This is a genomic window from Candidatus Endolissoclinum faulkneri L5, assembly GCF_000510265.1.
In the GTDB taxonomy this organism is placed as follows: Bacteria; Pseudomonadota; Alphaproteobacteria; order Thalassobaculales; family Thalassobaculaceae; genus Thalassobaculum; species Thalassobaculum faulkneri_A.
This window is the reverse complement of record NZ_CP006745.1, coordinates 1,159,837-1,184,429: the sequence shown is the minus strand read 5'-3', so window position 1 is coordinate 1,184,429 and position 24,593 is coordinate 1,159,837. Positions and strand designations below refer to the sequence as shown.

10 protein-coding genes are annotated in these 24,593 nt (G+C 33.5%); 7 read left to right on the top strand and 3 right to left on the bottom strand.

The window, feature by feature from the left end; all coding sequences use genetic code 11:
- The first annotated feature begins 1,133 nt into the window (after nt 1-1,133).
- The 6 genes from purB to purD all read left to right on the top strand — a co-directional run bounded on the left by purB (nt 1,134) and on the right by purD (nt 13,067).
- Complete coding sequence (purB, locus tag P856_RS03395) at nt 1,134-2,429, top strand: adenylosuccinate lyase (protein WP_025300769.1); 1,296 nt, start codon at nt 1,134-1,136, stop codon at nt 2,427-2,429.
- Between the two features lie 3,233 nt (nt 2,430-5,662).
- Nucleotides 5,663-5,917 (top strand): hypothetical protein, encoded by a 255-nt coding sequence (locus P856_RS03390; RefSeq protein ID WP_025300768.1) that lies wholly within the window; start codon nt 5,663-5,665, stop codon nt 5,915-5,917.
- A gap of 615 nt (nt 5,918-6,532) precedes the next feature.
- Nucleotides 6,533-7,825, top strand: a complete 1,293-nt coding sequence (locus P856_RS03385) for a homoserine dehydrogenase (RefSeq protein ID WP_025300767.1) — start codon at nt 6,533-6,535, stop codon at nt 7,823-7,825.
- 157 nt (nt 7,826-7,982) lie between these two features.
- Nucleotides 7,983-8,978, top strand: a complete 996-nt coding sequence (glpX, locus tag P856_RS03380) for a class II fructose-bisphosphatase (RefSeq protein WP_025300766.1) — start codon at nt 7,983-7,985, stop codon at nt 8,976-8,978.
- Between the two features lie 35 nt (nt 8,979-9,013).
- Nucleotides 9,014-10,807, top strand: a complete 1,794-nt coding sequence (gene recJ / locus P856_RS03375) for a single-stranded-DNA-specific exonuclease RecJ (RefSeq protein ID WP_025300765.1) — start codon at nt 9,014-9,016, stop codon at nt 10,805-10,807.
- A 988-nt stretch (nt 10,808-11,795) separates the two neighbouring features.
- Complete coding sequence (gene purD, locus P856_RS03370) at nt 11,796-13,067, top strand: phosphoribosylamine--glycine ligase (RefSeq protein WP_025300764.1); 1,272 nt, start codon at nt 11,796-11,798, stop codon at nt 13,065-13,067.
- Nucleotides 13,068-14,003: 936 nt separating this feature from the next.
- Here the strand turns inward: purD and P856_RS03365 are convergent.
- Nucleotides 14,004-15,347 carry a glutamine synthetase family protein gene (locus P856_RS03365; RefSeq protein WP_025300763.1) on the bottom strand — a complete coding sequence of 448 codons (1,344 nt, stop codon included), beginning with the start codon at nt 15,345-15,347 and terminating at the stop codon, nt 14,004-14,006.
- Nucleotides 15,348-17,366: 2,019 nt separating this feature from the next.
- Between P856_RS03365 and P856_RS03360 the strand changes: the two genes are divergently transcribed.
- The gene (locus P856_RS03360) at nt 17,367-18,623 is read left to right on the top strand and encodes an NAD(P)/FAD-dependent oxidoreductase (RefSeq protein WP_025300762.1); all 1,257 of its coding nucleotides are present in this window, start codon (nt 17,367-17,369) and stop codon (nt 18,621-18,623) included.
- A 125-nt stretch (nt 18,624-18,748) separates the two neighbouring features.
- Here P856_RS03360 and ald read toward each other — a convergent pair whose 3' ends face one another.
- Both ald and P856_RS03350 read right to left on the bottom strand, forming a co-directional pair.
- On the bottom strand, nt 18,749-19,867 hold the full coding sequence (gene ald, locus P856_RS03355; protein WP_025300761.1) for an alanine dehydrogenase: 1,119 nt from the start codon (nt 19,865-19,867) through the stop codon (nt 18,749-18,751).
- Nucleotides 19,868-21,279: 1,412 nt separating this feature from the next.
- Entirely contained in the window at nt 21,280-22,461 is a 1,182-nt protein-coding gene (locus P856_RS03350) for an alanine racemase (RefSeq protein WP_025300760.1), read from the bottom strand.
- Nucleotides 22,462-24,593 lie beyond the last annotated feature (2,132 nt).

Genomic DNA, 24,593 nt, shown 5'->3' with positions numbered 1-24,593 from the left:
TAATGCAAATAAACAGATTGCAATAGCTAAATGCAATTTAGCTAAAATTAATTTGCTTGCAATAGTGCTATTTAACTCCAAAACGTAATGAATAATCCCACGTTAATGACGCTTTGTACGTTAATTCAAGTAGGCCAATAATTTAAACTTTTACTGATTTTTATAACCGAGTAAGTGAGAATAATCTTAATTTTAAATTTCATCTATGCGCTTGTGTAGTATGGCAATCAATTAGATTATTTTGTTTTTTAAAGCGTTAGTTGAATTATTCAGATCTGTCAAAGTAAATGCAAGTCAAGGTTCTTGTTTAAAAGCAGATTTTTGCTAAGGCTCTCGTCAAGGATGCGATTAATGCAATTTAATAAGATTATTAATTACATGATGTGAAAATTTTTATGTCATTAGCAATAAAATCAATTTTAATTATTTTTCTTTCTAATTTAAGTGTATAACAAATGAGTTGAAGCTCTATGGAAGTATCCTGATTTTTATTTACGGATCCTAAAATAAGCTATTTGCAAGGTACCCGAATATAAATTCGTAAATATTTTGCGTGGTGTTAAAAAATTTCAATTTATTAATTGATACGATGGGATGGCTTTTAAGGGTACTATTGTCACAAACACTGATACTGCTATTGGCATTAAGGCATTAGACAATATTAGATATTGAGTATATATTAGATATTGAGTATATCTGATTATCGGTCCAAAGAATTGCTATTAGCGCATTAGAAGGATGATCAATATATATCAATATATATAAATATCAATATATATAATATTGCTTTATTTCATTATTGATATTATGTTCCAACCTTTAAAGTGTTCGGGTGTTATTTTTGAATTAGGAAATTTATGTTGGTACGATTGCAAATCAGCATTTGGTTATATTCTTTTTGAGTGAATTTTAGGAAAAGGGAGATCTTATGTAGTTAAGCTCACCTAAAAATTTGTTTTAGTCATTATAAAGGCATAATGTATTTATACCAAAGTAATTTATAAGTTTTATACATGATTAGGATATTTTTATTGTGATTGTCTATATTTTTGTTTGACTACAAGGATTATTAGTATATTAGGTGAGTGTCTATATAGATAGATTGGTTGTTTTAAAGTAGCGGTGATAAAATTATGATTTCGCGTTACTCTCGCGAAAAAATGTCATGCATATGGTCAAATAAGTCGAAGTTCCGAATTTGGCTAGAAATTGAAGCGCATGCCTGCGATGCACAAGCTGAATTGGGGGTGATTCCTAAGAGTTCGGCTGATGCGATATGGAAACATGGAGCGTTTGCTATTGATCGAATTAAAGCTATAGAAGCAGATGTAAAGCATGAGATCATAGCCTTTTTGACTAATCTTGCTGAGCAGATAGGTCCTGAAGCGCGTTTTATTCATCAGGGAATGACAAGCTCGGATGTGCTCGATACTTGTTTAGCCATTCAACTCAGCAGAGTATCGGATATCTTAATCGAAGATGTGAATGCTTTACTGGTTGTTTTGGAACGAAGGGCTTTTGAACACAAGAATACTATTAAAATTGGTCGTAGTCATGGCATTCATGCAGAGCCGACTACTTTTGGATTGACATTAACTTCTCATTATGCGGAGTTTCAGCGCTGTCGCGAGCGACTAATTAATGCTCGCAAGGAAATAGCTACTTGTGCTATTTCAGGTGCTGTAGGTACTTTTGCTAATATTGACCCATTCGTCGAAGAGTATGTATCTAAGGCTATGGGTTTACAGGTGGAACCAATTTCTACGCAAGTTATACCGCGTGATCGACATGCGATGTTTTTTGCTGTACTTGGTGTTATCGCTTCTTCTGTTGAAAGACTAGCTACTGAAATTCGTCATCTTCAGCGTACTGAAGTTTGCGAGGTGGAAGAATTTTTTAGTGAATGCCAGAAAGGTTCTTCTGCAATGCCACATAAACGGAACCCAGTGTTGAGCGAAAATCTAACTGGCCTCGCTAGATTGGTACGCATGACAGTAAATCCAGCGATGGAAGATGTTGTTCTATGGCATGAGCGAGATATTTCTCATTCATCGGTAGAAAGAGTAATTGCGCCAACTGCTACGGTAACTCTAGATTTTGCTCTTGTTCGTCTAACGGAAGTAGTCGATAAATTAATAGTCTATTCGGCTAATATGCAATTAAATTTAAATAAGTTAGGCGGTTTGATTTATAGTCAGCGGGTAATGTTAGCTTTAACTCAGGCTGGTTTGACCCGAGAGAATGCATATGCTTTGGTGCAGCGCAACGCGATGGCTGTTCGCGAAGGTAAGGACTTTTATGATTTGGTTGCTGCAGACAAGGAAATTAGGGCTGAGATTAGTATTGAGCAGCTTAAGGAATTATTTGAGATCAATTATCATACTAAGCATGTTGATACGATTTTTAATCGAGTTTTTGGTCGAAGTTAACAATAATTAATTTTGCATGTAGAGAGATCTTATAGTTTGTAATTATAGCTGTACTATTGTATTTCATGTATGTTTATGATTTTTGATTGGTTTGTGCTAGCACCTGTATTAGTTCCTTTTTTAAATTGCCTGCTATAATTCTGATTTTTTCTGAATTTAACTGACCAACATTGGTATTTCCATTTGTTAAATTTGATTCATTATATATGAATAATAGCAAAATAGCTTGTGACATATTTTTTGATTAATTTATTAAGCTTTTTTCAAGATGCTATTTTTTTATTCTTATAAGGCTTAAGTTACTATTCTTATTTATAGATATATACCTAGTAAGCATTAGGATTGATTAACAAATCAATGGGCAATTTTTTGCAATGTACCTTACTTGACTTTTAATACTGTTTGATAGACAGCGTAATGTTTTTTTTCTGCTTTTTAAATTATTATAAAACGTTGGAGAGATTTTTAAGGATTCACAGAATGAAACCTTTGGTTTATATTTTGACTTCCGCAAATAGTGACTTCCGCAAATAGTAAAGCTATTGATAGCAATGCGCTGTAATTTTTTAATAATAAAAACACTATGTAGTAGTATTTTCTTTAAATCTTCTTCTTTTCATAGAAAAGTATTAAGTTTTCGTCAAAATCATAAAGATTTAAGCAAATAACAATAACAAAATTATTTTTAATAATTATCTTATGGTAATTTAATTATGTGCTCTCGCTAGAATATTCAATGCAGAAAAGTTATCGTCAGACTTTGATAATGCTATTTCTTGCAATAAGATATTTTTTCATCTCTTGTTATCTGACTTTTTTATTTAACAATTTAAACTTGTTAAGTTGGTAAAATATTTTTATAGTGTTTGATTTTACGCCATAGCGTTTACAAAAAAACAAATTTTTTAATTTCTAATTAGATTTACTGTAGGTTAATTTTATTAAACACTGTCTATCATGCCAAAGGCTTTTTTGTAAGAAACAGATTAGATTACGACAGACTTGTGCATTATATAATGCGTATGGCTTAAGATGATGTGCTTAATTTGATTTAAGCTTATAGACAATATTTCTTACTAGAGTGTTCGTATAATCATATTGTTATTAGGTATATTCATACTTATGAAGAAGATAGCATACATATATTTATTATAAGCTTATAGAACAATAAACTCGAGTAGAGTAGTATAATTAATCAAAAGTGCAAATACTTAGTTAATTATTTTATTATTATAGGTTATTATCATTAATACCATGTTATTTTTTGCTTTAGCTTGACGTGTAGGAAAATACTCTATTGCAGTTTAAGGATTAAAAAAAACTATCTTTCTATTATGCAAAAGCGTTGTTCGTGTGCAATTAATCATAGTCGCTTATCATAGACAATAATTATTTAAAAGATTAGCTTAGCTAAAGTTAAATGTTTGCTAGGATAACCGCATCGTTATAATATTTTTCTCATTAATCTATTTAGACAATATGTCAGACATATAATTGTGTTTAAATGATTTTTTAAGCAAGGGAAAGTTTAGCTAATCTTGGCTACAAGAGTAAGTATTGAGTTTATGTGATGCTATAAAGCTATCGTTAAACTCGTAGGCTAGCCTGTTTGTATAACACTTTTACGTACGTGGTATACTATTAGCGTTGCTAAATATTAGTATTTTCACGATTTTTGAAAAAATTAGTTATGGTGGCTAGTATTTTCTTGAGTAAATATTCTCCATTATAGTTAGTATATTTTGGTGTTTATTTCAGCAATTTTAAAGAAGGGTTATATTGAAGGGTTATATTGTAAACTAGGTTTTTCATAATATACACGAAAATATGTTTTTCATGTTATTTAGAAGATTACGGTTATTAAGCATTAAATTAGCCTTTCGCGAAGCAAGTATATAGAAGTTATTGTAGTTATTGTTCAATTATCCTTAGCCAATGATTAATTAAATTAGACTAATGGCTTTAATTAATTAAATCCTGTTATATTATACGGAAGATACGATCAAGTGAAAGTGATTTAACTTTTAAGTATTATAAAAACAATGAAGCTATATTCATTTTATTTATAAAAAACAGACATTTTGTTGTTTATCGTACAATGTAAAATATTAATTCTTGTAATACTAATTTTAGTAAATTTGTTGATCGGCTTAGGTTAAATTATTTTAGCTAAAGTATTTATTTAGAGAACGTATTTAATTGATAAATCTATATATTTGGATATTAGACGGTTTTTAGATTGAATACGCTCAATGATGGTTTCAAACAGTTAGTAACGTATATTGGATTATATATTCCATATAATTACTATGTAACAAATAATATTTAATAATGCAATTGTAATTTTGATAATTTTTATTTGCTATTTTATATTATACAATTAGTTGATGATATCTTGTAGATAAAGTAATAATTTTTAATTATACTTTATTATTTTAAAGACCTGTATTAAATGTCTTTTAATATGAATATTATCTTTTGATAATACAATAATAAATTATTCAAAGAAGTTGAATGAAGATTTACATAGATATATTATATTTTATATAGCATAGTTTAGATTTGATGTATTTATGATTAACCGCAGTATGATAATTAATTATCAGGTGATTTGTTCTAAATAAGAAACAAATATTTAGCAAATTTTTTTTGTTAACATAAAATAGGCAGCAATTTATTTTATACTGCGTAAGTAATGAATATGCTATATAATTTGGAAACGCAGTTTATCCATTAAAAATTAATATAATTATTAGGGGATGTTGTATTTTGTTTTTTTATTTAATTATTCTTAATTTTTATATTTTGGACTTAATTTTATTAATTGTACATCAATGATCGGTACTTTATATCCGTTAATTTGTAGATACATTGCTAGTTAGGCAATTATAAATCTAATTTTTAGTCATATCTATATTATTTATGAGGTCGATAATTATTATTTATGAGATCGATAATTTAATTTTTGAGGTTTAGTAATCTACAAAGAACTACGCCCATATTAGCGTATAATTTTTTCAATGACTTGATCAACTAGGCAAATAAGAATATTCAAACAACTGGTAAAAGCAGATTAGCAGTTTCGGTGGGTAAAAATTATTAGGTTTGGAGTGATCATACTATTGTCGACTATTTATTCCTTGACAATACTGTTGGCATCGTTGAGTTGCTTTTCGCTATCTTCTACAATTAGTCCTCTAAATTACTATAAGTACATTGCCAGAAATACGAGCATGGAAGTTATCAATAATGCATTCTGGAATAGACGAACGCAAACAGTCAAACCAGCTAATTTTTTTACTGAAGAACTGTTAACTGATGATAAATCGTTTCCAAATTTAGCAAGCGTTCCTAATCGACCAAAATATTCAACTGATGAAACAGAACGTGTTGCAATTCAGCAAAAATTAGCCGCAGACCACGCTAGTGCGCAACACATTAAGAAAAATACAAAAATTAGCATGCACGATGCTAATTGCACAAATTAGCGTTAAGTTATAAATAAAACAAGATAGTACAAAACTTATAAACTTTTAATAAAACAGCAAAAGGAATAAAAGTGAATAATACTACTAAAGTTTGCACCTAAATGCATGTTATGTTGCTTAATTAAGCATAAATTATATTCATTTATTGGTAATATATAGTTCTAATAAATCATTATTCTGAACACTTTATTATAGAAGTTTTATGTTAACAATCTTTTTAACCGAGCTTTATCTCGATAATAATTAACTTGTATTCAAGATTATTAACTAAATAATATTATAATACAATAAAAATTTTATGAATTAGTTATATCATTACGCTTAAGTATTTCCTTAAGTTTAGTGAGCAAGCTAAATTAGGTGACTAAGTTTTGCTTATTTATTTTAAAACGCAATTAAATTGTCTATTTATCAATGATACTGAATTATTGTACAACGATAATTCAGAGTAGAATATATTAAAAATTGGGTTTCCATACGGATAAATAATTAGCAAAGGGACTATAATAGAATAAGCATAATTAGCAATTATTCATAGTGATAAGCTTACATATCGATAGAATATTGGTGAAGTTTTATGCTAATTGACTCATTTTCTAAGATATGGATGAACTGATGAGCAAGACGCTACGTGTTGCTATTGCTGGTTTGGGGACGGTTGGTGCGGAAACTGTGCGACTACTAACAAAACGACGTACAATAATATCGTCACATGCTGGTCGACCGGTAGCATTAGTGGCAGTTTCTGCTAATAGCAAAAGCAAAGATCGTGGGTTAGATTTAAATGGTATTGATTGGGCTGATGACCCTTTGGCCTTGGCTATGCGCGATGACGTTGATGTGGTTTGTGAGCTGATCGGTGGATCCGATGGGGTGGCTAAGAATGTGGTTGAAGCAGCCATAGCATCTGGCAAGTCAGTGGTTACCGCTAATAAGGCTATGTTGGCTCATTACGGTACCGAGTTGGCTAGTAAAGCTGAAAATTGTGGAGTGATTTTAGCATATGAAGCAGCAGTAGCTGCTGGCATTCCGATCATACGTGCCGTACGTGATGGCTTAGTAGCTAACGAACTTAGTCGTGTTTATGGTATCTTTAATGGAACAAGTAATTATATTTTAACTGCTATGCATGAGAGTGGTAGAGATTTTAACGAAGTGCTTGCTGAAGCACAAGAACTTGGTTACACAGAGGGTGATCCGACATGTGATATTGACGGAATAGATGCCGGTTATAAGCTATCATTGCTATCAGCACTTGCATTTGGGCATACTGTTGATTTTAAGGCTGTGGATATCGAAGGCATACGTTCCATCTCCGCTATCGATATAGCTTATGCCGAAAAATTTGGTTATCGAATCAAGCTGTTAGGTTTTGCCGAAAAGACTAATGATGGAATACGCCAGAGAGTACATCCTTGCATGGTTGCTAAAGACACTCTTATTGCTAAAGTAGAGGGTGTATTCAACGCTATTATTGTTGATGGTGAGTCGGTTGGAGCAACTTTGCATTATGGTCGTGGTGCTGGTGCAGGTCCGACTGCTTCTGCGGTTATAAGTGATATTATCGAAATTGCCTTAGGCCGCGGTACCCCAGTCTTTGGTTTGCCGGTTGACAAACTATTTGTCAGCCAAAAAGCAAGACAAGAATTAATGCGTTGCAGATATTATCTTCGTGTAGGTGTGATTGACCGACCAGGTGTTCTTACACATGTTAGAAATATTATGAGTAATCAAGATGTTTCTATGGATTTATTCATACATAATGATTATAATCAGCGCGAAAGAATGTTGTTAGTCTTTATCATACACGAGGCTGAAGAAAAGTTATTGCGTAAAGCAATAACAGAAATTGTTAATCTTAACGATGATCAAAAAGTAACAGTAATGATACGGATTGTCGATTTGTGATGCACTAAATAAGCTAGCTTTAAGAGTATTTTATTTGGTATTTATTAGCTAACTAATGATAGCAAATTGATTTATTGACGCAATAAATTTTTTTTAACTAAAATATATTTTAACTAAAATAGATATAATTGCACTAATAAATTTAGAGAATAAAGTTATGTTCGATGAGGGCAAAAATTTTACTGTTAATTCCAATCTTGTTTTGGCAGCTGTCGAGGTTACTGAGGCAAGCGCTCTTGCAGCTTCCTTACTTATTGGTAAGGGCGATGAAAAAATGGCTGATCAAAAAGCGGTAGATGCCATGCGTGCTGCGTTAAACAATCTTGATATTGAAGGTACAGTTGTAATTGGCGAGGGCGAGCGAGATGAAGCTCCTAGATTTTATACCGGTGAAAAGGTTGGCAAAGGTGGTGCAAAAATTGATATTGCGTTGGATCCCCTGGAAGGAACGACTAACACCGCTAAGTATTCTCAAAATGCGCTCTCAGTGATTGCTTTTTCTTCGGAGAGTGGATTTCTTAACGCTCCAGATGTTTATATGGATAAGATTGCTGTTGGTTGTAGTATACCAAAAGGCATTATCGACCTTGATAATACTGTAGAGGAAAACCTAAAAAATTTGGCGAATGAGAAGAGTGTTGAAATATCAGATATGGTTGCTTGTATCCTGGATCGACCGCGCCATGCTCAGCTTATTGCTCGTGTGCGCGAGACAGGAACAAGAATTGCGCTAATCTCTGATGGCGACATTGCTGCTGCTATTGCTACTGCTAGACCAAACAGTGGAATAGATATTTACATGGGTTTGGGTGGTGCGCCAGAAGGAGTACTGGCAGCTGCTGCTATGCGCTGCATTGGTGGTCAGGTACAGGGTCGCTTAATATTCCGAAATGATGTTGAGAAATCAAGAGCATATAATTGTGGTATAACTGATATTAACAAAAAATACGATATGATGGAATTGTCTGGCAGTGAGGTAGTGTTTGCTGCTACTGGTGTAACTGATGGTTCCATCTTACGTGGTGTACGGCGTTATGTTGATAGTGCGACGACCCATTCAATTGTTATGCACTCAAAAACCGGTATTGTACGGATGATAGAAACAACACATAATCTTACTCGCAAATCTTTGACCAGCCAAGTGTTCATATAAAGAAATGGCAAGTATTAAAATAAATAGGAAAGCTCGTGTCGCAATCCAATGCATTTCTAGGTGTTGAACAATCACTGACTTTGCGTCGTTGGGTATTGAATACCAACGGTAAGATAAAAAATGTTGATAAGCTTGGTTTAGCGATTGCGCACCAATTCGCCCTTCCGGAAACTGTAGGACAAATTATGGCTCAGCGCGGCATTGAATTGGATGCAGTTGAGTGTTTTTTGCGCCCAACATTAAAGGTTGAGCTTCCGGATCCTAAACGATTTATTGATATGGAATTTGCCGTTAATAGGTTGGTTGAAGCTGTTCTTTTAGGACAGATTATCGGGCTGTTTGCGGATTATGACGTAGATGGCGCTACTTCAGCAGCCAGTATGACGAGATACTTTCGTGCAGTTGGTGCATCAGTGCTCATTTATGTTCCTGATCGTATTGACGAAGGTTATGGTCCAAGTATGCCAGCGTTACAAGATCTAGTTATACGGGGTGCTAAAGTAGTGGTTTGCTTGGATTGTGGCATTCTCGCTATCGAAACTCTGGCTCAGGCAATGAAGGCTAGGATAGATGTAATTGTTGTCGATCATCATGTAGCTGGTTCAGAATTACCAGCTGCTATAGCGGTTGTTAATCCTAATCGGTTAGATGAATTAGCAGGATTTGGCTATTTGGCGGCATGTGGTGTTACTTTTCTGACGCTAGTAGCTGTTAATCGTGCATTACGAGATAAGGGTTGGTTTACTAGGCATGCTGAGCCTGATCTAAAATTTATTCTTGATTTGACTGCTCTGGGAACTGTTTGTGACGTTGTGCCTCTTACTGGACTCAACCGGGCTTTTGTTGTTCAAGGCTTGAAGGTTATGGCAAGACGCTCGAATATCGGATTAGCAGCCTTAGCGGATGTTGCTGGACTTGGTCCTACTAAGCCAACTGCTTATCATCTGGGCTTTGTTTTGGGGCCAAGAATTAATGCTGGTGGGCGTATGGGTAAATCTGACCTTGGCGCTAAGTTGCTTTCTACTAAGAATATTGTTGAGGCTCGCCGAATTGCTAAAACGTTGGATTACTGTAATAATAAACGTAAAGTAATTGAAGCAGGACTTTTGAGAAGTGCTATTGCTCAAGCGAAAAGCGCTAGAGATGCACCACTGCTTGTGGTGTCGGGAAATGGATGGCATTCTGGCGTGATCGGCATTATTGCTAGTCGCTTAAAAGATCGATTTTATCTTCCTGCTTGTGTGATTAGTATCGACGAAAAAGGTATTGGAAGGGGCTCTGGTCGCTCGGTGCCTGGTATAAATTTGGCAGATGCAATTATTGCTGCTCATCGGGTTGGATTATTAGAAAGCGGTGGTGGCCATGCTATGGCTGTAGGCTTTACTGTTGCTGCAAGTCGTATCGATGAATTTACCGCTTTCCTGATCGAGTGGTTTGCTTCACTTAACATTTGCTCACCTTTGATGCATTCTGATCTGTCCGTGGATGCGCTTTTAGCGCCAAGTGAAACTACGGTGGAATTGGCTCGTTCTATATCATTACTTGCGCCATTTGGCGTTGGTAATTTGGAGCCGCGTTTTATAGTTTCTCATGCTAAGGTTGAATCAAGCGGTATAGTTAACAATAAACATGTAAAGTGTACTTTGGTAGGATATCATTCTGTTCGAATAGAATCTATTGCTTTCCATGCTGTTGGCAATACTATTGGTTCTAGCTTGTTGCAAGTACATAAAGGCCCTATGCATGTAGCAGGCTATTTAAGGCTGAATAATTCTCGTGGTAATTATAAAGTGCAGCTTGTAATAGATGACCTTGCTCAGGCAGTTTAATTTGTTTTGTTTATTCTTGACAACTTTTTAACTATAATTTGGCAATAAGGGATACCTTCATCATCTCGGATGAATAAAATTTTTCAGAGAGATCTATCTGGCTAATATTCTACTGTAGTAGAAAAAGTATAAGCTAAATGCTTTAGAGAGAATAGATGTAAAAGCTTATTAATTTATGTTATTAATTTATGTTAATGTAAAAAAAATTACTTTAGACTTAGTATCTAACCTATAGATAAAACAGGCTTAACGCTCTTTGGTATTAACGACGTAATATCGATTGAATTAATAGCTTGATTATTATCAGCACTAAAATAATACATTTGTATCGATAATATGAATGTTAAAAATTTTTTGTTCTCGTCTTGGCTTTAGGCAGAGCATTATAAAATAATATTTGTTTGAGATTCTAGGCCAATTTTTTTAAAACAGACGGCAATTAACAAAATAGTTAATGAATGTATCGGTATAGTAAAAAATGTTTGTGCAAATTTAGTGCGATCTAAGCTTTTATTGGTATGATTTTACGTATAAATTATTATATAGTTCTTCAGTAGCTTTCTTATATAAATTGGGTTTTTAGACTTGAATGCTGGATAGCTTTGTTTTATACTTGAGTATTGTGTTATATAGAAATAGTTGTTGGTAATTGTAGTTAATTAACCTACCAAAAATCTTTCATTAATTTTATTACCTTAAATACTTTGTTATTCGATTTAGTTTATCTTAGCGATAAATATTATTCATAAAATAATATTTCTTAGTATAATTCTAAGTTTACTAAAGTCTTAAGCGTTTTTTTTGATTGAGTGAGCTACGAAAACAAGTTACCCCGATTGCCTTCTGAATCCAGAAGGCTGCTTCTTGCTTTTAGTTATAAATGGTAGAGCAACAACTTGTTTTTAATGCTCAGAGGGAAGATCAGTCAATTATCTCTTAGTTTGGTTGATTTGAAAAAATCATTAATAGTGCTAGGATAAAGATTAATATGCGCATTCTTGTTGTTGGTTCTGGCGGTCGTGAACATGCTATGTGTTGGGCTATTTCTGGTTCACCATTTTTGACCAAATTATTTTGTGCGCCTGGTAATGCTGGCATAGAGCGCGAGGCAGAGTGTGTTTCTATTGCTGCTGATGATTATGATGGACTAGTAGCATTTTGTATCGATAAAGTAATTGATTTTGTTGTGATTGGTCCAGAAGGTCCCTTAGTAGACGGTTTAGTAGATAAGTTGGGAGATGCTGGCATTCAGAGTTTTGGGCCAAATGCTGCTGCTGCTACGCTGGAAGGTTCTAAGGTCTTTGCTAAGGATTTTTGTATTCGTCATAACATTCCTACCGCCTCCTACGCTCACTTTACTGATGCAGATACTGCCAAAGCTTACATACGTAAACAATCATTACCAATAGTTATTAAGACCGATGGACTTGCTGCTGGTAAGGGGGTATTTATAGCTGAAAGAATCAATCAAGCTATGGATATTGTAGATAGAATTATGATTGATGGAGTATTCGGCAAATCTGGAAAAGAAATCATTATCGAGGAATGTATGATTGGTCAAGAGGTTAGTTTTTTTACACTAACAGATGGCGATGTAATACTACCAATGATAAGTGCTCAGGATTACAAACGAGTAGGCGAAGGTGATACTGGACCGAATACCGGTGGGATGGGCGCATGTTCTCCAGCTCCGATTATAGATGATCTTCTGAGCATAAAAATTATTAATGAGATTATCAGTCCAACTATTGCTGGTATGGCAGCTGAAGGTCGAAAATTTCGAGGTGTGTTGTATGCCGGGCTAATGATCACTGATTCTGGACCTAAGGTTATTGAGTATAACGTTCGTTTTGGTGATCCTGAATGTCAAGCGTTGATATTGCTTTTGAAGAGTGATTTTCTTTCTGCTTTGATTGCTACAACCAATGAAAAAATTTGCAATATTCATTTGAATTGGCATGATTATACTTCACTTTGTGTCGTTATGGCTTCCAGAGGATATCCTGGATCCTATCAAAAGAACTCAGTAATTAATAAAATTAGCGAGATAGAAAGTGATGACGTAGTCGTATTTCACGCCGGAACTTCTTGGGATAGAGAAGGAAGGTTGCTAGCCACCGGTGGACGAGTACTTGGAATAACTGCACTTGGCAAGAATATAGTTCAGGCTAGAGAAAAGGTTTATTCAGCTATTAATAAGATTGATTGGCCTGAAGGTTTTAATCGTCATGATATAGCATGCCATGCATTGAATTTATAAAATTAGTCTATTGTTTTATAGCTTAGAGTTACCCTATTCTAAGCTATGTCCCGGTTTGCTGACAATTAATTTTATGAAAATTGAACAGACAATAGATCACATTAAGATAGTTAAATAATTCTTTTATTGTGTATTTTGCTTGATCTAGTTTATTTCGTTTGTACATTTTATATTTACTTATAGATATCGGTTTGTTCTTTAGTTAAGCATGTATCCAAAAAACTGGATATAAGCTAGGTATATTATTAATTAAAGTCAAATACTACTTTAATTACAAAGTTTCTGTATATTATGTAATGTTACATTAATTACACATAGTATTACATTGTAATCGTTAACAGATTGTCATTAAATTTTTAATACCTCAATCCATTATGAATTTGTTTCTGCTTATAAGTCGATAGTGATTAATGCTGTATTGTATTATTAAAACATGTAGATTTAAGTTTATCTGCGGTTTAAATTGCTCTTATTTACATTAACTAGACTTAACAATTAAAATTTAAATGGATAATAGACGAGAAATTATAAACATTAAATGTACTTTTTTGTAAAAGCTATTACAACAGATTAGAAGAATGTCTTGTAGATTTCTTTGTACTTCAAAATGAAAGCTATGATAAACATTCTTGTAGTCTACTACCAACAAATAAATCTTATTGTTTTTAATTTGAGATTAATAATTTAAAGTTACTTGCTTGAATGTGATCAACAAACGAGCCTTACTCTTGGTAAGGTTTAGGAATGTTAATGCAGTAGTGGCTTTTACACTGTTACCAAAGGTTTTGATATACCTGTTCCAAAATAGCTAAACATTTGCTTGGCGAGGGAAGTTTAGTTGTCTGGATGGTTTATATCGTTGTTGTTAAATGATTATCTAATCGTTTTTCTTTGCAGCTAATGAAAGAGAAATATTACATTATTATTAAGTAATGATTAGACGTTAAGAAGCAAATATTGTCGTTCCCAGGCGCTAATTACCTCAAGATAAGTCCGTGATTCTTGCTCTTTTATTTGAGTAAGTACTTTGATAAAACGCTGTCCGAGGATATCACGGAGCTGTTTTGATCGGTTTAACCGCAATAGCGCATCCTCTAAGTGACGCGGCAAGCTAGCAGCTAGGTTGTAAGCGCTACCATCAACTGGTTTGGATGCCTCTTGTTTCTCTATTATTCCAAGATATCCGCAAGCCAGTGAAGCAGCGAAAGCCAAGTATGGATTTGCATCGGCGCCAGGAACCCGATTTTCAATCCGTCTGCTTTCAGGGCGAGATTCTGGTACTCGAAATCCAGTAGTTCTGTTATCAATTCCCCAATGGACGTTCACTGGTGCGTCAGAATCTTGCACTAAGCGACGATAAGAGTTTACATAAGGTGCGAATAAGGCCATTGAAGGTGGTACATATTTTTGCATACCCCCTATAAAATTAAGAAAGAAATCAGAATTCTTTCCATCTTTACCAGCAAATAAGTTCTGACCATTTTCACTATGAACTACAGAAATATGTATATGCATTGAGCTACCGGGTTCGTATTGCATCGGTTTAGCCATAAAGGTAGCGTATATCTTATGATCTAGTGCGGCTTGACGTACTGTACGCTTAAATAAAAAAGTTTGATCAGCTAAATCCAGCGCGTTACCGTGATTAAAATTTATCTCCATTTGTGCAGCACCGCTTTCGTGAATTAAGGTATCAATATCAATTTCCTGCGCCTTGCAGTAATCATAGATTTTTTCAAAAAGCGGATCGAACTCGTTAACTGCGTCGATACCATAAGCTTGGCGTGCTATTTCTGGGCGTCCGGAACGACCAATTGGCGGTTCTAGAGGATAGTCAGGGTCTTCGTTTACCTTCACCAAAAAAAATTCTAACTCTGGAGCTACAATTGGAGTCCAACTCTTTTCAACGTAAAGATCCAGTACACGGCGGAGGACGGATCGAGCTGCGATGTCAACAGGCGTACCATCAAAATAATAAGCCTCATGAATTATCTGAGCTGTTGGCTCAGCATACCATGGAACCATTCGGATAGTTTCGGTTATCGGTCGCAGTAACACATCGCTTGCGCGTGGATCAAGATCAATTTCATCAATATAGTCCCCAGTGACTGTTTGACCAAAGATTGATTCAGGTAAACGTAATCCCTGATCACGTGTTGCACATAAGAACTTTTGGGCTGGAAGAATTTTACCTCTAGCAATGCCAGATAAGTCAGAAACTAAACATTCCACTTCCTTGATTTGATTTTTACGTATCCAGGAATCGAGATCAATTTTCATAAGGAAACAGCCAAGATAAATAGTTTATATTTAATAAATATCACTAATATATAATATACTGAATATTTATTAAATTAAACTATTTATCTTTGTTAATCTATAATAGATCATATCATAAGCTTACTGGCGATTTTAGCTATAATGGTTCCAACCGAGATTAATCTGGATAGTGTATAGCACAAGCGAGTTGTTTCCTAGTATAAAAGTGGATATTTTGTGCACAGCTAGTATAAATACAGTATACAATTGAAAATTGCTTAATATTTAACTTAAGGGCGCGGCAATTATAGCAAAAAATTTTTAATTTAATTAAATAATTTATGTGTAATTATTACTACCTTAATAAAGTAAATATTTTTGATTATTTATCAAATTGATTATATTTATTTAAGTTATTCTATAAATAAATTTGCTCTTGATCATCCTTAATTTATATCTGGAATAATATTAACCTCAAAGTGCTATATTTTAGCTAAATATCTATTAGATTCAGTAATCTAATAGATTACTGAAAGATTTTACTCTTTTAGAGGTAATTTGCTTAAATAGCAGTAATTTTGGTAAATAAATTATTGTGATAACAGTCAATTGATTAAATATCGTTTGTTATTTTGGAAAATATATTTTCTGGCGAGCGAATAATTTCCCCTATGAAATTTGATTCTCGGAGGTATAATTTAATTTTTAGTGAAAGACCGACTTTAGACTAGATTCCAAAAATTTTTTCTTGCTGCTTATCAATAAGTTTATTATAAAAACTACCGGAATATTATGCTAATATTATGCTATAGAAAATTGAGCATGCTCCTAAACTTAAGATGAAGTTAAACTTTTATGATATAAAATATACAAGGAAAAACTGTTATAAATTAAATGTTTAATCTGTCGTAGATAGATAATAAAAAGCATTGCATAGATAAGGTATGAGCATTGTGTAAAATGTTACAATTTTTAACATTGTTAGTCTTCCCAATAAGTATTAGAAGTAATGCTTCTTAACTTTAAAATATTTTAGAAATAGTATTGCTGAATTTGTTTTTGTCGAGCAGAGTTCTTAAATTCTAATAATGGATTTTACCGTGATCCTTTCAAGGATACTGCTTATGGACGCAATATCCTTAAAAATTTATGCATAAAAAGTAACTAAGATTGATATAGAGAATGTTAATGCTCAGGCCAAATGATTTTATCATGCAATTGGTTTAAGCAACGATATTCGATAAGTTGTGAGCTTATAATTGTATAAGCTACTTAATTTATTTTAGTCTATCTTTATTTTGATTTGCATCAAATAGGTTTTACTATGCAAATGGATAGCGAAAATTCATCTAATTATTACCAAACATCTGTAGATATTTGGTTTGCTTAGTCTATAAGTATTTTGTGTAAATGCATTATTGCAGCACTAGATGGAAGAACTTTAATTTCTTATAACCTCTTTATAGTACAAGCTTACTTGGATACTAACATAAATAAAAGATTTTTATTTAAATTTTTCCATCTAAATGGTTAAAACAAAGACCATTGTTAATCAATTTTACTTTGGATTATTGTATAATAAGTAAAGTCAAACAGAGGCTACTATAATTAGATTACGAAACGGTTAACAAAGTGTGAGATGTCTCTTAGAATGGTGAAATTAGTTTTGTATAGATGTTGTAGTTTATAAATCTATGTTGCAATTATAAATTAAATTACTTGTGGTGCTATATTAACGAAGCTATTGATCTTGAATGATCATTAGTGCTCATATCTAAGGCAAAATAAATTATTACCGAGCAACAAATTATGATTTAATGAATATCGGAATTTTAGCTGCGATGCGCATTATTTTTATGTTAGAGAATAAGGAATGGAAAAAATTTTGAGTCAATGATTAATTTTAGCAAAATAAAGATATTATATTGGTAATTTGTTGTATTATCTAGAATGAAGCAAAAATTTAATTTTTAAATTAATATCCTGAAAATAACATGTTTTCTATCCCTAAAATATCGTAATGTAGACTGGAGAGTGACAGTGTCTCCGATTACCTGGTATCACGCTACTGCTGATATATCTGAGCGCAATAGATTAAATGGGGATCTGCGTTGTGATGTGTGCGTCATCGGCGGTGGTCTTACTGGCGTTTCAACTGCTTTAAATTGTGCTGAACGTGGACTGAATGTCGTTTTGCTTGAGTCTGAGACAATCGGCTTTGGCGCATCTGGGCGTAACGGCGGTCAAGTAGTGCAAGGCTTTGCTGTTGATATTGCAGTGATTGAGCAATATGTTGGCAAAGAAAGCGCTCGTATTTTTTTTCAAATGGCCCGTGAGGCGGTAGATGATTTGAAGGAACGTACTGCTCGTCATGCACCCGAAGCTGATTTACGCTTTGGATACTTACACCTTACATTAAATAATCAGCAGTTTAAGACTATGCAAAGTTTTTGTGCGGCATTGCACGCATGGGGTTATACAGGCCCAAGAATGATTACTCGTTCAGAGGTACGGGATTGGCTAGGCTCTGATCGATATTTTGGTGCTATGATTGATCCAGAGAGTGGACAAATCCATTCATTGCGTTACCTTTTGGGTTTAGCAAGGGGGGCTGAGGAAGCTGGAGCGGTTTTGTTTGAGCATAGTGCTGCGCGTAAAGTTAAGGGCACGATTGTGCAGACAGACGCTGGTGTGGTTACAGCAAAGCATATAGTATATTGTTGTAATGCCTATCTCGGGAAGCTGGAAAGCAAACTATACTCTAAGATTATGCCGATAGCATCTTTTATTTCTGTGACTGAGCAACTTTCTGCTAGCCTTGTAGCTGCAATATTTCCTCAGGATGTAGCGGTTGCAGATTGTAACATAGCGCTTGATTATTTTCGATTGACTCATGATCGTCGTTTATTGTTTGGTTCTGGCGCAAGCTATTCGGCTATCACACCTCCTGGCTTAGTTCATACAATGAAGCGAAAAATTGTTCGAATATTTCCGGAGATGGGTGACATTACGATAGATTATCAATGGGGGGGATTAATTGGCATTACCATCAATCGTATTCCCGATATTGGAAGATTGTCGAATAACACTTTTTACGCTCACGGTTTTTCTGGGCATGGTATAGCGCTGACCGGTTTTGCCGGGAAGATCATTGCCGAAGCAATAACATCTAGCGATAGTCGATTAAAATTGTTCGAGACCGTTCGTCATCGGCCATTCCCCGGTGGATGGTTGCGGACACCTGCACTAATGGCTGGAATGAGTTGGGCAAAAATACGAGACTGGTTAAGTATATGACACTTGAACAGCTATATGCTAGATTACTCACGGTAAAATTGATTTACTTTATAAAGTACATTAACCACTTATTAGCAAGTTGTTAGTTTGGCCAATAAAAAAAGTAACTTATAGCAGGTTATTTATTATAACTGTAAGGCTTCCTCAACTGGAGTAAAGGCGAGACCATGAGCTTCCGCTACTGCTTTATAGGTCACCTGACGTTTGTAAATGTTGAGGCCCTTACGTAAATACTCATTATCAAGCATTGCTTGGCGTAATCCCTTGTTTGCTAAGGCTAAGGTAAACGGTAAGGTTGCGTTGTTTAGCGCAAATGTAGAAGTTCTTGCTACCGCACCCGGCATGTTTGCTACGCAATAATGCACCACGTCTTCTATAACATAGGTTGGATTTGCGTGGGTAGTAGGTCTTGACGTTTCAAAACAGCCACCCTGGTCAATCGCTACGTCTACTAATACAGAACCTCTTTTCATTTGCGATACGATCTTTCGCGTTATTAGTTTTGGTGCCGTTGCACCGGTTACTAATACAGCACCGATTACCAGGTCAGCATTGAGCACGTATTCCTCCACAGCGTCTCTTGTGGCAAAAATAGTGTTTAATGTTGATCCAAAATTCATATCTAACTTGTACAATTTGTACAGCGATACGTCAAATATACTAACTTTTGCTTGCAGTCCAATAGCCATACGTGCTGCGTTCGCACCGACTACTCCGCCACCAAGGATGACTACATTAGCAGCTGGTACACCAGGCACACCACCAAGTAGCATTCCATTACCACCTTGGGCTTTTTCCAAGCAATGAGCGCCGGCATGAATTGACATTCTACCTGCTACTTCACTCATTGGGACTAGTAAAGGCAAGTGACAATAGGCGTCAGTAACTGTTTCGTAAGCAATAGCGGTGCAGCCGCTGTTAATTAATCCCCTAGTTTGCTCTAGATCTGGTGCAAGATGTAAGTAGGTAAACAATATTTGTCCAGGACGCAGTCTGCTGATTTCTACAGGCTGAGGCTCTTTCACTTTTATGATCATATCAGCAAAAGAAAAAACCTCCTCTGGGCCAGGTAAAATATTAGCTCCAGCTGCTTGGTAATGATCATCATTTAAGCCGATATCGTACCCAGCATGAGTTTCTACAGCTACTTCATGTCCATGGGCTACAAGTTCATTTACGCTAGAGGGTACAAGACCGACTCGGTATTCATGGTTTTTAATTTCCTTTGGTAAGCCAATCCGCATTTAAACCTCTTAGCCTTATTATAGGTTTACATTAATTCAGTATAAACTAAACTGCAATTAATTTACGCCTAGCAAACTAATAATATTTTAGTTAATTTTGACATTAATAAACACAATAAATTGGGATAAAATACGTTAAAAATTATTCTTAATATATTATTTATCTTAATATATTACTTATTAACTATTGTTGCTTTTTATGGGATAGCATTTTTGTATGCTTTATAACTACTATTTGTTAATATGAATGAATCTTTTCATATAAGCAATTTGCAGAAAAATAAAAATTATCTATAGCATGGTAACTTTATTCGAGCATAAAAAGCCACAACTTTATATCTAAATTATTTATTTATAATTATGTATATTATTTATCTTTTTGAGATATATTGTTTTATAGAAAATTAGATAATATATTATAAAGCAAAACTTAGATTTTAGATAGCAATATAATTCGGAATTATATGCATTTTTAGTTAAGTGCTACTCCAAAACTGGAGTATGGCCTACAAAAGCTTAAGGTAGAACAGTAAAGATTAATCTATTTTTATGCTAAATAGCATAAACTACGCTTATTTTTTTACTTAACTAAAAATCAATCATTTGCTATAATTTATTTTTTAGTTAAGTATTATCAAGGCGGAGATTTATTTATTATTGATTAGTTCATTAGTCGTAAAACTGATAAAACTTAATGTACAATAAATACCTTATACTTCATCACTTATTTAGAAAGGTATTTTATTTTAGTAAGCGAAATATTGGTCAATTAAACACAGAGGATAGTATTAAACAACAAGTTACTATTTTTAAATTTAATTAAGTATTTATAGATATACTTGTAAATACTTTCGTATTAAAAATAAATAATAATTAATTTTTTGCTGTATTAAAAAATTTATTTTGCTCTATTGTAATGCTAGTAAATAATTTGGTTTATAAAATAACATTGTTCGTTTTTAATAGCCTAGCAGTTTTTAGATTATTTACTAATAAAATAAAGTTTGTTTCACGAATATGTAATAACTAAAGTATTATTTCTAATTATGGATTATACTTAAACCTTAATCCAGAAAAGCTGTGATAATTGTTAGTGATGAGGAGTAATGCTAATGCATAGAATAACCTTCCCTACCTTATTCTAAGCTTATTTGGCAGAAAATGCATTTTTATATTTGCTGCTTTCTGCATGTAAGTTAGCATACTATCGGCTATAACCTTTAATTTATTCTAATTAAAAGCAGATAAATAAAAAATTAATTATCAATCAACTCATTAAACAATTTTAATTGTATGTTTATACAGCAAAATTTTTTTTGATAAAAAATCAATAGCAACATTGCTGTATTATATTCTGGATTATTCTATTAATTTTACAGGATTAAAAGCAATATTTATTTCAATAACCAAATTTACCCAGTAGGAGGTGGCTCATCAGAAAGTTCAACCTGAACATTGGTAAAGAATCCATTAAATTTTGTAGATAGAGCTGCTCCATAAGCTCCAATTTGTCCAACTTCAATCCAGTCTCCTTCTCTGACATCATGGGGGAGGCGAAATGGAGTAGGTAGAAAATCGTTTCCATCGCAGGTTGGGCCAAATATAGTAAAGTCTTGAAGTGGTGCATTGTTTGTTTTGTGAATTTCATTCTTTGCACGAATCAATCTAGCCGGTAAGCGAATTCTTGCCCAGTATGGTTCTGATAAATTTCCATAAAGTCCGTCGTTTAAATATAATTTGTTGCCTTTGCGCAAGTATACTTGACAAAGCATAGAGCAGCCATCTGCTACTAGAGCACGACCTGGCTCGCACAGCAGTGCTACATCTTCATCTATCCCTGTTTCACGTCTTCCTTCAACGATTTCCTTGACGAAATCTTCTAGAGGTGGCACAGACTGACCTGCATAGGCAACAGGAAAACCGCTGCCAACGTCAATCTCACGCACTTCAGCCTTTGTAGCACGCCAAACATCAGAGATTACAGCAAAAGCGGTACGAAAAGCTCGTGGATTTATGCATTGAGAGCCAATATGAAAAGCGATGCCTGCTTGCATTCTCTCCTTGGCTACACGATCAAGTATCTCAATTGCTTCAGTCTGAGTAGCACCGAATTTAGCGGATAGCTCAAAAGTAGCTTTGCTCCTTGGGGTAGCAACTCGCACAAATATCTTTAGGTCTCGTCGTTTAGCGACTTGTAAGACTTTTTCTAGCTCAGCCATAGAATCAACGCAATAAGTCGACACGTCATAGACTTGATCAGCGGCTAGTATAGATGCTCGGCTTTTTACTGGATGCATAAACAAAGCATCGGCGTCTGGTAGTTGCTTTCGTACAGCAGCGATTTCAGTTAACGAGGCAGTGTCAAAAGCAGTAACCCCAGCTTCGGACACCCAGCTCAACATCCTCGGCTCAATATTGCATTTTACAGCATAGACCACTTTACCAGGAAAAGTTTCAATAAAATGTTGTACTACAGCTCTTATCTTGTGCGGCCTAAAACAATAAACTGGATAGCTTGGTTTTAAAGTTGTTACTAAAGCAGCTGCATCGCTAAAACGAATGCTATCAGTTTCAATATCTTGATCATCGACCATTTTAGCATCCCATTTAACAGCAAATAATAGAGAAAAGAATTTACAAAAAAAAATAAACGCTAATTATAGCGCATGTAAATTAACTAACAATAATTTTGAATCATAAAAGTGCTTAAACATCAAAATATAATAATTATTATTAATTAAATTATTTGTATTTATTATATTTTTATTAGATAATTAAAGAGATAGTTAGCTTATAATGTGTATAACAATCTAGCAAGATCGTGTTGCAGACCGTCTATAATTGTAGCATAAACTGAGTTAATATTGTAAATTCTACATTTAGAGGCAATTTAAATGTTTGTTAAATGACAGCATTATAGATTCTCAAGTGATGATATATGTATTGTTAGGTGTCACTTAAGTAGGAAAACTATAAATCCGTTGATCGTAACAGAGCGCACTACGTATAGTTAATACTTAGATTGGGATACACTAACTGGAAGCTTAGCAAATTGCTTATGTTAGCCTATAATAAATTCAACTATGTGTCGAAGGAAGCAAACTTTAAAGCTGATCCATTCTCCATGCTAAAATGGGCAATCAGAGTTAATAAACCAATAAGTCAATTAATAATTAAGCGTAGATTGTACCCAGTTTCTAGGATCAAAAAAAACTCTCGAAATTAATAATTCATTTTATTATATTTATGCTGAATCAGTAAAGAATTTTGTCTTACTTGCATTTGCGATTATAGCATAAATTAGAATTAATTGCCAACCTTTTGGTTGGCATTTGTTGATTTAATCAAAAGGCTTAGCTTATCTACAAAAATTATCTTTTGCAAAATCATTGTTTAATAATTATAAATACTATAGTTTATCTATTCGAAATAAATTGTTTTGCTATCTTCTTCTAGTTAAAGCAATGTCTTAGTTTTTCTCACTGATAGCCAATAGATTATTTCCTATTATTATTAGGTTATTTTCTTTAGTTGGATTAGGAATGTAGTAGGGGAGAGATCGTGCGGTAAGTAGTGGAATTAAGAAATTTGTCAAATATGTTAAAAGTTGGTACTTTTAACATAAGATTTTATATTCTTGATAAATCTCTGACGCTTAATGTATATTAAGCAATTAAGAAAATGAAATTTTTCTCCACTATGAATAGTTATTTTATTCGGTATTTACAGTTTTTTGTTAAAAAAAAATTCTTTCTCTTTTAGTACAAGGATTTAGGTTTGGTTTTTCTTCTACTACAAAAATTTAATCTGTTAAAAGGCTTTTAGCTCAATTGTATATTAAGGTCAAGTTCATAAATCCTTTTGCTTATAACTAAAAGTTAATTTACTGAGGTTGCGGCTAAATATTAACAAGAGAATTCTAAATATATTTTTCATAACCGCATTAATTACCTTAAGTTTTTCACGATTTATTGTAAATCGAATAACTTCAATGATTTTTAATAACAAACACTCGACAATATCAGTAATTTGCTACATAATAAGTAGAGTTATTGCTGCTATTTAAATCCTAACACTTTTAGCATTATAGCTAATTTTTAAGTTATAGCTAATTTTTAATAAAATAGCTATAACGCTTATGGTTACCTCTAGCCTATTGAAGGGCGGAACAATGATGCAATTTTTTGTTAGGGCAATAATTATGAAATCCACTAAAAATATGTTATTAAGCAAATATATTCTAAGCATGATCTGATTGTGATAGTCATTTTTTGAATGAGTTCAATTATCTTGCTGTATTAGTGAAAAATAATTATAGACTATTAATAATTTGCTTTAATTATGCATAATGTTTCAGATTATACTGCGATTGTATATAATTTATTGATCAATTACTAGATTGTTAAATCATTATGTGTATATTTAATGTCGCAATTAAGGTGGATTTAGCGATATTTTTATGATTTAAAATATATCGCTACAAATGCCTTTAAATTAAAATAAAGCATTAACTCTAAGAAGTTTTAACATTAAAATTTAAGGAGATGTTGTATATTGCTTGTCCGGTTGAGATTAGCATTATATAGCTCAGTGGTTAGTTTTATGGGTATATCTTGCATTAGGTTGGCGCTTGTTGTGTTTAGTTGATTTTAAAATGAAAAAGGTATTTTTTATTAAATAGATTTTATTAAATAGATGGGGTAGATCACAGTTTATTCTACATGTT

Coding starts and splice junctions, on each gene's coding strand:
- purB (WP_025300769.1), top strand. CDS start 1,134: ATGATTTCGCGTTACTCTCGCGAAAAAATGTCATGCATATGGTCAAAT.
- ald (WP_025300761.1), bottom strand. CDS start 19,867: ATGCGGATTGGCTTACCAAAGGAAATTAAAAACCATGAATACCGAGTC.
- P856_RS03385 (WP_025300767.1), top strand. CDS start 6,533: ATGAGCAAGACGCTACGTGTTGCTATTGCTGGTTTGGGGACGGTTGGT.
- P856_RS03350 (WP_025300760.1), bottom strand. CDS start 22,461: ATGGTCGATGATCAAGATATTGAAACTGATAGCATTCGTTTTAGCGAT.
- glpX (WP_025300766.1), top strand. CDS start 7,983: ATGTTCGATGAGGGCAAAAATTTTACTGTTAATTCCAATCTTGTTTTG.
- P856_RS03365 (WP_025300763.1), bottom strand. CDS start 15,347: ATGAAAATTGATCTCGATTCCTGGATACGTAAAAATCAAATCAAGGAA.
- P856_RS03390 (WP_025300768.1), top strand. CDS start 5,663: ATGGAAGTTATCAATAATGCATTCTGGAATAGACGAACGCAAACAGTC.
- purD (WP_025300764.1), top strand. CDS start 11,796: ATGCGCATTCTTGTTGTTGGTTCTGGCGGTCGTGAACATGCTATGTGT.